General features: G+C 59.8%; 8 protein-coding genes. All 8 read left to right on the forward strand.

What is annotated here, in order from left to right; genetic code table 11:
• Nucleotides 1–5 precede the first annotated feature (5 nt).
• Nucleotides 6–1,667 carry a lipid IV(A) 4-amino-4-deoxy-L-arabinosyltransferase gene (gene arnT / locus D8B20_RS18335; RefSeq protein ID WP_145890988.1) on the forward strand — a complete coding sequence of 554 codons (1,662 nt, stop codon included), beginning with the start codon at nucleotides 6–8 and terminating at the stop codon, nucleotides 1,665–1,667.
• A complete protein-coding gene (arnE, locus tag D8B20_RS18340; RefSeq protein WP_145890990.1) occupies nucleotides 1,664–1,996 on the forward strand; it encodes a 4-amino-4-deoxy-L-arabinose-phosphoundecaprenol flippase subunit ArnE in 333 nt (110 codons plus the stop codon). The genes arnT and arnE overlap by 4 nt, the downstream gene beginning before the upstream one ends.
• Nucleotides 1,993–2,382, forward strand: a complete 390-nt coding sequence (gene arnF / locus D8B20_RS18345) for a 4-amino-4-deoxy-L-arabinose-phosphoundecaprenol flippase subunit ArnF (protein ID WP_145890992.1) — start codon at nucleotides 1,993–1,995, stop codon at nucleotides 2,380–2,382. The genes arnE and arnF overlap by 4 nt, the downstream gene beginning before the upstream one ends.
• A 552-nt stretch (nucleotides 2,383–2,934) precedes the next feature.
• Complete coding sequence (locus tag D8B20_RS18350; protein WP_145890994.1) at nucleotides 2,935–8,475, forward strand: autotransporter outer membrane beta-barrel domain-containing protein; 5,541 nt, start codon at nucleotides 2,935–2,937, stop codon at nucleotides 8,473–8,475.
• A 290-nt stretch (nucleotides 8,476–8,765) separates the two neighbouring features.
• Complete coding sequence (locus D8B20_RS18355) at nucleotides 8,766–10,211, forward strand: sugar porter family MFS transporter (protein WP_145890996.1); 1,446 nt, start codon at nucleotides 8,766–8,768, stop codon at nucleotides 10,209–10,211.
• Nucleotides 10,212–10,356: 145 nt separating this feature from the next.
• Nucleotides 10,357–11,193: a TIM barrel protein gene (locus D8B20_RS18360; protein WP_145890998.1), complete on the forward strand. Its 837-nt coding sequence runs from the start codon at nucleotides 10,357–10,359 to the stop codon at nucleotides 11,191–11,193.
• Between the two features lie 14 nt (nucleotides 11,194–11,207).
• On the forward strand, nucleotides 11,208–12,218 hold the full coding sequence (gene iolG / locus D8B20_RS18365) for a bifunctional inositol 2-dehydrogenase/D-chiro-inositol 1-dehydrogenase (protein ID WP_145891000.1): 1,011 nt from the start codon (nucleotides 11,208–11,210) through the stop codon (nucleotides 12,216–12,218).
• A gap of 189 nt (nucleotides 12,219–12,407) precedes the next feature.
• The gene (locus tag D8B20_RS18370) at nucleotides 12,408–13,643 is read left to right on the forward strand and encodes an aromatic amino acid transporter (RefSeq protein ID WP_186454462.1); all 1,236 of its coding nucleotides are present in this window, start codon (nucleotides 12,408–12,410) and stop codon (nucleotides 13,641–13,643) included.
• Nucleotides 13,644–13,646 lie beyond the last annotated feature (3 nt).

The raw sequence follows: 13,646 nt of genomic DNA on the forward strand, positions 1-13,646 counted from the left end.
CAAGGATGCGTACAGGCACCAAAAGCGCACTGCTGCTGCTATTTTTTGCTCTCTATTATCTGATCCCGATTGAATTTCGTAGCCTGTGGCAACCGGATGAAACCCGCTATGCGGAAATCAGCCGGGAGATGCTGCTGAGCGGCAACTGGGTGGTGCCGCACTTCTTCGATCTGCGCTATTTCGAAAAACCTATTGCCGGTTACTGGGTGAATAACCTGGGACAATGGCTGTTCGGTCACACCCTGTTTGGCGTGCGCGCCGGCGCGATTTTCAGCACCACGCTCAGTGCCGTGCTGATTTACTGGCTGGGCAGGCGGATGTTTGCCAGCCGCACGATAGCGCTGAGCGGCAGCGTAATTTTCCTTACCTCGCTGCTGGTTTATGGCATTGGCACCTATGCCGTTCTGGATCCGATCCTGCTGCTGTGGCTGGTGGCGGCGATGTGCAGCTACTGGCTGGCGGCGCAGGCCAGCCACACCCGACAGCGCGCGTGGGGCTATCTGCTGCTGGGTGCCGCCTGTGCTATGGGCTTTATGACCAAGGGTTTTCTGGCGCTGGCGGTACCGGTGCTGGCGATCGTCCCCTGGGCAATCTGGCAGCGCCGCTTTGTGGAGCTGCTGCGCTGGGGGCCGCTGACAATCCTGGTCGCCGCGCTGCTCAGCGCGCCCTGGGCGCTGGCGATACAGCGTCAGGAAGGGGATTTCTGGCACTACTTCTTCTGGGTTGAACATATTCAGCGTTTCGCCGAATCCGATGCGCAGCACAAAGCGCCGTTCTGGTATTACCTGCCGGTGCTGCTGGCCGGCTGCCTGCCGTGGCTGGCCCTGCTGCCAGGCGCACTGAATGCTGCCTGGCGTCAGCGCCGCCAGCATGCCGGCGCTGTATACCTGCTGAGCTGGGTGATCCTGCCGCTGCTGTTTTTCAGCATTGCTAAAGGCAAGCTGCCGACCTATATCCTGCCGTGTTTTGCGCCGTTAGCCTTGCTGATGGCGCACTATGCGCATAGCGGAAAAGCGCAGCTGGCCCGGGTATTTAAGATCAACGGCTGGATCAATCTGCTGTTTGGCCTGCTCGCCACCGTTGCCGTGGTGGCAGTGATCGCGCCCTGGGGTCTGGCACGTCACCCGGTGTATGGTGCGGGCGAAATAACCGGCGTGATTTGTGGTGCGCTCTCTTTTCTCAGCTGGGCCCTGATGGGCTGGCTGAGCCTGAAGCCGGGCAGAAACCGCTGGCAGCTGGCCGCTCTTTGTCCGCTGGCGCTGGCGCTGCTGGTGGCCTTTGCCATTCCGAATAAAGTCCGGGATGCAAAACAGCCGCTGAGTTTTGTACACGCCGTGCAGCCTCAGCTGGCGCAGAGCCGCTATATCCTGGCGGATAATCCGGGCGTGGCGTCGGCCATCGCCTGGCAGCTGCGGCGCAGCGATATTACTTTTTACGATACCAAAGGAGAGTTGCAGTACGGCCTGAGCTATCCGGACGCGCAATCCCGCTACGTGGACGGCGAGGCGTTTGCCCGCTGGCTGCAGGTGCACCGTCGCGAAGGACGCGTGTCGCTGGTGCTGATGCTGGACTCCGGCGAAACCGAAGCTGACGCGCACCTGCCGGCACCGGATGATGTTTATCATCAGGGCAGGCTGGTTTATTACGGCTATAACGCGACACCATGAATCTGCTGCTGATCCTGATTGTCAGTCTGCTGAGCTGCGCTGCGCAGCTGTGCCAGAAACAGGCGGCGCACGCGGGCGCCCGGTATGGCAGAGCGCGGCTGGCGGTGTGGCTGATGCTCAGCCTGCTGCTGCTGGGCATCGCCATGCTGCTGTGGCTGGCGGTGCTGCAACGGGTACCGGTCAGTATGGCGTATCCAATGCTCAGCCTTAACTTTGTGCTGGTGGCGCTGGCAGCACGGCTGATCTGGCGCGAGACCTACAGCTGGCGGCAGTGGTTTGGCACGCTGGTTATTGTGGCCGGGGTGGCACTGATGGGGAGCCATTTATGAAAGGGTTGCTGCTGGCGCTGGGCAGCGTACTGCTGGTTTCACTGGCACAGCTGATGCTGCGGGCGGCGATGCTGCATTTTCCGGCGCTGACAGCGTTAGTGAGTCTGCAACAGTGGCCGCCGGTGTCGTCGCTGCTGCTGCTGGTCGCCGGGCTAGCCGCCTATGCGCTCTCCATGTTGTGCTGGATACTGGCGTTGCATCACCTGCCGCTCAATCGGCTTTATCCACTGTTAAGCCTGAGCTATGTGCTGGTGTGGCTGGCCGCGATCCTGCTGCCAGGCTTTCATGAGCCATTCCGCTGGAGCGGACTGGCGGGTGTGGTTCTGATTGTGCTGGGGCTGCTCTGCGTCTCTCTGCCGGGCAACGCCGCAAAGCGTGGTGGATAAGCGCATCCGCGCAGCCTGAAAACCGCAGGGCGATACCGCTTGCTATATCGCCCTTGCTGTTTCACGGCCGCTGAGAAAATCGTCACGCCCTGACAATTCAGGTTACTGAGCGTGCCTGCCATCCATTTTCTATTACCGCAGCGGCAAAATAAGCCATTTGCCCCGTTCATTTCACCGAAATACGCTTCTTGAGAATAAATAATTAACGAAGCCGCAAAAGTTATGGGCGGTCCTGAAATAAACCTGCCGGGCAAATAACCCGTTTGCTGTATATTGCGCCGGTGCTAAAAATCCCGCGATGTTCCTGTATTAACGCGCAGATTGAATAAAGCAGCGCGATAAATAACTGGAATTTACACCGGGTAAATTCCTAATTTGACTTAACGCGACGCGAATCGCTTTACCTTTCATAGACGTTATCCTGACAAAGTGCTGATATAACCCTGAGCTTTGCTTTACATACCTGCCCGCATTCAGATTGCTTGCCTTTAATCAATCCAGCCTGACGGTATTCCGTCAGCTAATCGCGCTATTTTCTCTCTGGAGGAAAGGATGTCATTTAAATTAAATCCGATCGTGCTCAGCCTGCTGGCTGTACCCGGCTTAATATTGCCTGTTCAGCCTATCCCGGCCGCGATAATTAAACCCTTCGACCCACAAAAAAATGATGATAAAGCCGGGGTGTTTTGTGTCTGTAACGGCAGCACCCAGTCACTCACCGGATTACCGCAATTTGCCGCGGGAAAAAGCGGGGCCGTTACCACCACCCTCGGTCAGTTGCAAAAGGAAGGGCGCATTTTCACTGACAACCTTACCGGCAGAGAGCGGCTGAGCACCGGGGCGCAAAATTTTGATGTGCTGATTGCTGACGCACAAAACGGCACCTATACCCACTTTCAGGCCTACGATTCACTGGCCATTGCACAGCTTGCGCCGGTTTCGCTCAGCCAGTCCGTTACCGACTATGAAGATGTGCACGGCGCGCAATACCTTGACGCGCGCGTCGCCCAGGTCAGTCATGGCACCATCAATGTGGCACTCGGTCAGCCGGGAGCCGACACCCTGGCAAACGGCTGGGCCATGGCCGCGAAGCAGAGCCGCTTATTTACCGCAACCCAAAGCGGCAACATCAACTGGGCCGGCGATAACCGTGTAACCTTTACCGCCATTCAGGCTCCGGCTGGCGCGCGCTGGGCGTATGACGGTGACAGCCTGGTGACCTACAGCGGCAACATCGCCGTGACGACCAAAGACGGCAACACGACCCGCTTTACCATCACGCAACTGAGTGATCTGCGACAGTACAATGACTGGCTGATTGCGCAACTCGCGGTCGCTAATCTGGATCCGGCACGCTATAACGCGGAATTCAATAAAGCCTTCACGCTCTCCACCGGCAGCGTGGTCTGGGCCCTGAATACGCAGGATCTGCATGATGAGGTGCTGAAACCCACCGGCGAGCGCGTGGTGCTGAGTGCGGACGGGCCGGGGGCAACGGCAACGATTCAGGCAGGCAAATCGCTGGAGGTCGCCAACGCCAGCGGTGGGGCAATGCGCGCTGACCATGGCGCAACGGCGATCGTGAATGGCCGACTCGCCGCCAGCGGCGATGCGCTGAACGGCAACGAAGCGCTGGTGTTAAGCGGCAACAGTCGCGGCATCAATAACGGTGTCATCAACGGCGGTTTCTTTCGTCGCGCCGATGGCAGCGGCGCAGAGGGTTGGCCAGCCGGTCACAGTGAAAACACCGTGCTGGTGCAGGCGAGTCACTTCACCAACAACGGCGTAATCAATCATGCAATCAGCGCTGCGCCCCCGCGCGGCAGCAGCAGCGCGCTGACGCTAACGGATTCTGCCGCCGCGGTGAATAATGGTGCCCTTAATCTTGGGATGACTGACGTGAACGGCAGCGGCAGCAGCAGCGCGGTAACGCTGGCCGGGGATCATGCCCGCTTTATAAATAACGGCACGCTTTATCTCGGCCGCAGCGCGCAGGATCGGCCCGGCGACAGCAGCCAGGATAGGGCCCTGCGCCAGAGCGGGGGCACATTCGGCATTAACCAGTTCGCTGCTTCCAGCGCCATCAACAACGGTCAGATTGTACTGGGAAGCAAAGTGCAGAATGCCGTTGCGATGCAGGTGAGCGGCTCTGCGGATGCCGTTACGCGCAATAATGGCGTCATTGTGGTAAACGGTCGCGCACAGTTCAGACCGGCGGAAAATGTGGCGCTGCAGGTGAAGGATGCGGGCAGCGCAGGTCAGGTAGGCAACGCCGGTACCATCACTCTTAACGGCGACAACGCCACCGGACTGAAAGTCATCGCCACCGCAGATAACCGCGCGTATGGCTGGTCCTCAGGTGTGATTAACGTAACCGGGGAGGCGGATGCGCTGAACGGCACGCGTAATACGGCGGTGTGGGTCACCGCTGAACCCGGCGGCACGGCCTCCGCTGACGTCAGTGGCCCTATTCGCCTGAGCGGCAGGGCGGCAATCGGTATCCGTGCGGAAGGCAACGCGACGGTCACGCTCGCCCCGGACGCCGGGCTGGTATCGGCGGGCGGCGAGGATCAAATCAGTTATCTGGCTGACGGGCCAGCGGCACGGATTAACCTGCCGGCAGGTGGCACCTACCGCACCGCCGGCACCGGGTCGACGCTGTTTCGTTATCAGGAGGGGGCGGATTTTGATGGCCGGGGGATGACGCTGGCGCCCGACGGCGTGTTTTCCACTGGCGTAATCGGCAGTGGTGCAGGGACCGCGGTGTTTACCCATGGCGCAGCGCTGGAAATCGGCGGTTATGCTACCGGGGTCGTCATTGAAGGTGGCGCGCAGGGCGAAATCGACGCGGCGTCGCGCATCACGCTGGAGCAGGCCGGCAGTACCGTCGCCATGGCGGATGGCAACAAGCACGATCTGACCCGTTATATCACCAACCCCATTGCGCATCCGTGGCCCGGCACGCTGCTGGTGAACAATGCGACGATTAACGGCAGCGGCGCCGGCCAGCGTGCGCTGATTGCACAAAATCAGGCGCAGCTTATCAATAATGGCAGCATCACGCTCAGCGGCGGCGGCAGTTACGCTATTCAGGCGCTGACGGGCGGCAAGGTGGTGAACAACGCTGATATCGCTATCGCCGGTGACAGCGCCGCGCTCTATGCCGAAGGATATCGATTCAGTGGTGACGGTGTCACGCCCGCCGCGATCATAAACTATGCGGCACTGCACGTCAGTGCAGGCGATGCCCCCGCGTATGCCCCGGCGCACGGCATGCTGGGTGTAGGGGATCGGGCGGAACTGTACCAGAACGGCACGGTTACGCTCTCTGGCAGCCACAGCGTCGCGGTGGAAGTGGACAGCGCCCGGGCAACGTTATCCGCCGGCTCACGCATCAGCGGCGACAGTGCCGGCCAGACGGCGCTGATTGCCGGCAACGGTGCAGCCATTTTCAATCAGGGCAGCTTAACGCTGGGGGGCGATAACAGCACCGCCGCGCGGCTTTACAGCGGCGGCAACCTGATTAACAGCGGCACGATTGAGGTGGCGCGGGGGATCGGTATTGATGTCAGCGACGGTAACGGTCAGTACACACAGCGTGCCGGCAACCTGCATGTGGGCGGCGGCACCGCGGCGCTGCGCGTGGGAAGAAATGGCATCCTCAGCATTGCCGGCGACGGTGAGGGCGAGAGCTACGACAACTATCCCAGCACGCTGTGGAGCAGCGGGGGCACCGATACGGTGCTGCTGGATAGCGGCGCAGCGGGATTACGTGCCGACCACGTTAATCTCAGCGGCGGCAGTGAGGGGGGACGTGTGCTCAACAACCGGGCAGAAACGGCTGACATCGCGCTGAATTACGTCCGGCTGGATATCAACGGCGGCACCGGTATCCGCTCGGCGACCGCCTTTGATCCCGGCGGCCACGCCTGGATCAACGTAACCGGCGGCGGCACCGGTTATCTGTTTGCCAATGAGGATGGTTCTGCCACGCATAATGATTTGCTGATTGGTCCGGACTATTACTTCTTTGTCTCTGGCAACAGTACTGCCATCCGCGCCAGTACAACCGGCAGGGTAATCAATGCAGGCACCATAGCCATCTACGACTTCAGCGGCGGTTCAGCGATTGTCACCCGTAACGCCAGTGAGGTGATCAACCAGGGCAACATTATTTCCCTGAGCACCGCCGCACCGATCATCGATCTGCGCGGCGGGCAAAGTCGCTTTATTAACACCGGCACGATCAGCGCCCCCTTCCCGGAAACGGTGGTGGTCGCTGGCGGGGCCAGTGATGACCAGATCGCGCTGCTGGCGGGCAGCGTGACCGGTGAAGTGAATACCGGCAACGGCAACGATAGCCTGCAGCTGTCCGGCGGCACGCTGAACGGCAGTGTAACCATGGGCAGCGGCAAAAATCAGGCCTGGATTGAGGGCGTCAGCCTGGCGCAAACCCGGCATATCACCAGCGACAGCGGGCCGGGCAGCGCGCTGAGTTTCAGCGATATCACCGCCCGCGGCGGCTCGTTCAGCACCGACGACAGGCAAAAAGGCACCAACCTGGGCAGCGGCTGGAGCACGCTTAATTTTTATCACACCCGCTGGACGCTGACCGACAATCTGAAACTGGCGCACAGCACGATCAATATTGACCCCACCTCCACACTGTTTGCCGGTAACGGCCTCAATCCGCAACTCAGCGGCGCAACGGCTGACTCGCTGCAGGTCAACAACGCCGGTATGCTGGATTTAACCAACGGCAGCGGGACGCCTGGCAATCGGCTGCGGATTAATGGCACGCTGGCCTCTGCGGGAGGCCAGGCGAAACTCAATACGCAACTGCGCGACGGCGGCACCAGCGACAATCTGCTGGTGCAGGGCAATGTCAGCGGTACCACGCTGCTGGCAGTGACGCCGGTGATGAGCACGATGCCGGTACTGACGCCGCCGCAGGGCATTACGCTGGCTCAGGTAACCGGCAACGCCAGCACGCAGAGTTTTGCCCTGGCGCGTAATTATGTCGCCGCCGGGCCTTATCAGTACGGTTTATACGCCAGTAACGGCGAAACCGGCTGGCATTACCGGCTGGCCTCAAATTTCATCACGGATAGCGCCGGCCGTGCGGTGCGCCCGGCGCTGACGCCGCAGATGCCGTCGTGGATCTCCGCGCCCGTTGCGCTGACCTACTACAACCTGGCGGTGACTGACGATCTGCATAAGCGGCTCGGCGAACTGCGTTCCGCAGACGGCGCGGCAGGCGAGATGTTTATTCGCTATCTGGGGTCTGCACTTACCTACCATACCGATCGCCAATCGCCGCAGTATGGCTACGATTTTGATCTCGACTACAGCGCAGTCCAGCTTGGCGGCAACCTGCTGCATCTGGATGGACTCAGCGACAGCCTGCGGGCTGGTATCGCCTACACGCGCGGTAATGCCCGTCTGCGCCCGCGCGCCGCTGACGGATACAGTTCAACCAGTATCGACAGCGATACCCTCTCTCTGTATGCCACCTGGCTGCGCGACAGCGGCTGGTATGTGGATGGCGCGTTATCACTGGACTGGCATCGCGGTGATACCGACATTGCGCGTCAGCAAAAAGCAGGCAAACTGCGCGGCAATGGCTGGAGCACCTCGCTCGAAACTGGTTATCCGTGGCCGCTTATCCGCGGCCTGCGCCTGACGCCGCAGGCACAGCTGCTTTATCAGCGGCTGACGCTGGACGACATCACCGATGCGGATAACGCGCGCATTCAGTGGCGCGCGTATGATCAGACGCTGGGGCGCGCAGGGCTGCAGCTGGACCGCAGCTGGCAGGATGCGGGTGGCCGGACTTATACCCCGTATGTGCGCACCAGCTATACGCGCGGCTGGGGCGGCGCAGCCTCAATGCGTGCCGGCGTCAGCGACAGCGCAGAGCGCGTCAGCTTTACCAGCGGCCATATCGGACAGATGTGGGATGCCGGACTGGGGGCAACGGCCGCGCTCAGCAGCGATATATCACTCTATGCCGAAGCCGACTATCGCCGGCAAATTAATGGCAACGGCAGCGCAGGCTGGCGTTATAACGCCGGAATGCGCTGGGCGTTTTAATTTCCGCCTCAGCTGAATAAATAAAATGCGGCGCGATTGATCATCTTCCTTCGCGCCGCGCCTTTTTTCGCGATGCAGCCCCGTTTTATTTCCCGCCCGCGCTGACTTTTCCGCCTGCCATGCGGTATCGCCTGATGGAAATCCATCAAAATAAAAACCTGAAACGGCTTGAATTCACAGTTTGGAAAATAGGTTTCAAATAAAAATTAACATGAAATATAAATACCGATAGCGTGTGGGCTGCGTTTCGTTCTGCCGTATTTCCTAACGTATTTTTACCAGGAGGTATTATGGAAAAAGAACTTTATCTCACCACCAGCACCGCATCCGGCCCTAATAGTCCGACAAAAACCGAGCCGTTTGTAAAGATCATTGCCCTGGTCGCCACGCTGGGCGGGCTGCTGTTTGGTTATGACACCGGCGTGGTTTCCGGCGCGCTGCTGTTTATGCGCCATGATTTACAGCTCACGCCTTTTACCACCGGACTGGTCACCAGTTCACTGCTGTTTGGCGCCGCTTTCGGTGCGCTGCTGGCCGGTCATTTCGCCGACGCCATGGGGCGGCGCAGGATCATCATTACGCTGGCGTTTATCTTTGCGCTGGGTGCTGTCGGGTCTGCTTTCGCTCCGGACGTGGTGTCGATGATACTTTCCCGGCTATTTCTCGGGATTGCGGTAGGCGGCGCGGCGGCCACCGTGCCGGTTTATATCGCCGAAATCGCACCGGCCAATAAGCGCGGTCAGCTGGTAACGCTGCAGGAGCTGATGATCGTCTCCGGTCAGCTGCTGGCCTACGTCTCCAACGCCACCTTTAACGAAATCTGGGGCGGGGAACACACCTGGCGCTGGATGCTGGCCCTCTCTACCGTGCCGGCGGTGCTGCTGTGGCTGGGCATGATCTTTATGCCCGAAAGCCCGCGCTGGCACGTGATGCGCGGCAATACCCCGGCGGCTCGTCAGGTGCTGGAAAAAACCCGCGCCGCGGAGGACGTTGACTGGGAGCTGGAAGAAATTGAAGAGACCATTGAAGAGAACCGGCAGCAGGGCAAAGGCCGCCTGCGCGACCTGCGGACGCCCTGGCTGCGCAAGGTGTTTTTACTGGGCATTGGCATCGCGGCTATCCAGCAGCTGACCGGGGTCAATACCATTATGTACTACGCGCCGACCATGCTGACCGCCACCGGGCTCAGCAACGACGCCGCGCTGTTTGCCACCATCGCTAACGGGGCGATCTCCGTGGTCATGACGCTGGTGGGCATCTGGCTCATCGGCAAAGCCGGCCGCCGTCCGCTGGTGCTGATTGGCCAGATGGGCTGTACCGCCTGCCTGTTTTTTATCGCGCTGGTGTGTTTCCTGATGCCGGAATATCACGCGAACGGCGCCGTCAATCTGCTGCGTGCCTACCTGGTACTGAGCGGCATGTTGCTATTCCTGTGCTTCCAGCAGGGCGCGCTCTCGCCGGTCACCTGGCTGCTGCTGTCAGAAATTTTCCCGGCACGCATGCGCGGTATCTGCATGGGCGGTGCGGTGTTCGCGCTGTGGATCGCAAACTTTACCATTTCGATGGCCTTTCCGTTGCTGCTGGCAGCCTTCGGGCTGGCGGGCGCGTTCCTGACCTTTGCGCTGACAGGCGTCGGCGGCGCGCTGTTTGTGCTGCGCGCCATCCCGGAGACCCGTGGCCGCAGTCTGGAGCAGGTAGAGCACTACTTTCATGCGCTGTATGACGGCAAAGACTGAACACCCCATCTGGCCTGCTGTCAGGCTGATGGAAATCACTCAAAGAAGCCGCAGTGCGGCAAGCCAACATTCATTACTATCCGGGCATGTGAAGGCGTAAAAGCCAGACAGCCCATCCTCTGCCGATGATTACCCAGGAACTGCTATGACCGTTAAAATCAGCCGTGACCGATTCTGTGTGAATCGCAAAATTGCTCCGAACCTCAGCCTTGCCGAATTCTTTTCGCTGGTGGCGTCGCTGGGCATCAATAAAGTTGAAATCCGTAACGATATGCAAGGCGGCAGCGTCACCGACGGTGCGGAAGGAGAGGCGGTGCGTCAGCTTGCGGCACAGCATCATCTCACTATTGAGACCATTAATGCGGTTTACCCCTTTAATCAGTTAACCGATGCGGTGCTGGAGAAAACGCGCGGCTTATTACGCGATGCCCGCGCCACCGGCGCAAAGGCACTGGTGCTGTGTCCGCTGAATGACGGTACACCGGTTTCCGATCGTCAAACCCTTGACGCGCTGAAAACGCTGGCGCCGCTGTTTGCAGAATATGGCATCGCCGGTCTGGTTGAACCGCTGGGTTTTCCGCAAAGTTCGCTGCGCTCGGCGGCGCTGGCTCAGCAGCTGATTCGTCAGGCTGACGTGCCGTTTAAGATCGTGCTCGATACATTCCATCATCATCTGTACGAAGGCGCGGAACAGGACTTTGCCGGCGGCGTTGACGTCAGCAATATTGGTCTGGTGCACCTTTCCGGCGTTACCGATGACCGCCCGGTTTCGCAGCTCACTGACGAAGAGCGCATCATGCTGAGCGCGGAAGATCGCCTGCGCTCCCGGGAGCAGGTGCTGCGTCTGGAAGAAATGGGCTATCGCGGTGTGTATGCGTTTGAACCTTTCTCTTCGGTGATGGAGACCTGGCGCGCCGGGGATATCGCGCGTGAAATTACCGCCAGCATTGATTTTCTCACCTCTTCATCCTCTGTCCAGTAATCAGGAAACCTGTTATGACGCTCAATATTGGTGTGATTGGCACCGGTGCCATCGGCCGTGAACATATCCGTCGCTGCAGCCAGGTGCTGCAAAATGCGCGCGTTGTGGCGCTGAATGACATTAACCGCAGCAACTGCGAACAGATCGTGCGTGATTTCGATCTGCAGGCAGAGATTTATGATAATGCCCACGATCTGATCACCGCGCCGGAAGTGCAGGCGATTCTGGTGACGTCGTGGGGACCCACCCACGAGGCCTTTGTACTGGCGGCCATTCAGGCGGGCAAAGCGGTATTCTGCGAAAAACCGCTGGCGGTGACGGCGCAGGGTTGTATGAATATCGTTGAGGCGGAAATGGCGTCCGGTAAAAAACGGGTGCAGGTGGGCTTTATGCGCCCGTATGACAGCGGTTACCTTGCGCTGAAAAGTGTGCTGGAAAGCGGCGAGATCGGTGAGCCGCTGATGCTGCACTGCGCGCACCGTAATCCGGAAGTCGGCGATGCCTATACCACCGATATGGCGATCACCGATACGCTGATTCACGAGCTGGACGTGCTGCGCTGGCTGCTGAAAGAAGATTATGTCAGCGCGCAGGTCATCTACCCGCGTAAAACCCGCAAGGCTTCGTCCCATCTGAAAGACCCGCAGATTGTGCTGCTGGAGACGACAAAAGGGACGCGCATCGACGTTGAGATTTTTGTGAACTGTGAATATGGCTATGACATTCAGTGTGAGGTGGTCGGTGAGGCGGGCATCGCGCGCCTGCCCGAGCCGATGTCAGTGCAAACCCGGCGGGCCGCCCGCCTTTCGACCGGCATTCTGACTGACTGGAAAAAACGTTTCATTGATGCCTATGACGTTGAACTGCAGGCATTCGTGAATAACGTGCTGTCCGGCAACATGACCGGCCCTTCGGCCTGGGATGGCTACGCGGCGGCCGTGGCCGCCGATGCCTGCGTGGCAGCACAGCGCAGTGGCAACATCGAACCCATCGCGATGCCTGCCCGTCCGGCCTTCTACGATTAACCTTCGCTGTACTCTCACGGCGGCCTGCACAGGCCGCCTGACTTCCGCTGGTTCCCCTTGTTGAAATGAATTGGCTGCAGGGCTCTCGCTGACGCGGCATTCAGGGTATGATCGCCGCCTGCTGTACACCGCCGGACTAATAACCGGCAGTACGGCGCTGATTCATTTTCTTTTAGGGATTGCGATTTGATGGATACCACTTTAGTCCGCCGCCAGCCTTCCGTGTGGTGGGGGGCGATGATCATCTGCGGCACCGTCGTGGGCGCAGGGATGTTTACCCTGCCGGTTGTGATGGCGGGTGCCTGGTTTGGCTGGGCGTTACTGCTGCTGGCCGTCAGCTGGGGCGCGATGCTGCTGTCCGGGCTGCTGTTTATGGGCGTGAGCCTGCATTATCCGCCCGGCGCCGGGTTCGACACGCTGACCAAAGACCTGCTGGGACGCGGCTGGGCCGCCATCAATGGCCTGAGCATCCTGTTTGTGCTGGGTATTCTTACGTATGCTTATATCTCAGCCAGCGGGCCGGTTTATCAGCAGTCGATCAGCCAGCTTGGCGTACCGGTTTCCACCGCTGAGGCCAAAATTGCCCTGACGCTGTGCGTGGCGGCGGTGGTCTGGCTGGGCACCCGGGGCGTCAGCCGCCTGATGACTTTTTGCGTGCTGGCCAAGATCCTGCTGCTGATCCTGCTGTTTGGCGGCCTGCTAACGCAGGTGGATGTGCCGTCGCTGTTGAGCCCGGCAGCGCCAGGTGAACGCTACTGGCCCTATGCGCTGGGCGTGCTGCCGTTTTGTCTGGCCTCCTTTGGTTATCATGGCAATATCACCGGACTGGTCAGCTATTATCAGCGTAACCGGTCACAGATTACGCGTGCGCTGCTGCTGGGCACCGGCATGTCGCTGGCGCTCTATCTGTTCTGGATCACAAGTACCATGGGCAACCTGCCGCGCAGCGCCTTTCCGGGCATTATCCGTGAGGGAGGCGATATCGCCGCGCTGCTGGCGGCGCTGCGTGAACACCTGCATGTAAGGGCACTGTCACTGCTGATGTCGGTGTTTTCACATTTTGCGGTGATTGCCTCTTTCCTTGGCGTGACGGCCGGGCTGTTTGATTTTATCGCCGACCGACTGGGGTATGCGGATACGCCACGGGCACGGCTGAAAACCGCAGCGCTGACGTTTCTGCCTCCGCTGCTGGCCTCGCTGTTCTGGCCGCACGGTTTTGTGGCGGCAATTGGTTTTGCCGGTTTGTTTGCCACACTGTGGGCAGTGATTGTGCCGGCACTGCTGGCGTGGCGCGCGCAGCAGCGTTTTCAGCCGCAGCCGCGTGTGCTGCCGGCGATTGTGCTGGTGTTGCTGTTTGGCGTACTGAATATTCTGGCGTGGGGATTAAGCTGGCTGGGCTGGCTGCCGGTGTTCGGTGCAGCCTGAGCT

It is taken from the genome of Candidatus Pantoea soli (assembly GCF_007833795.1).
In the GTDB taxonomy this organism is placed as follows: Bacteria; Pseudomonadota; Gammaproteobacteria; order Enterobacterales; family Enterobacteriaceae; genus Pantoea; species Pantoea soli.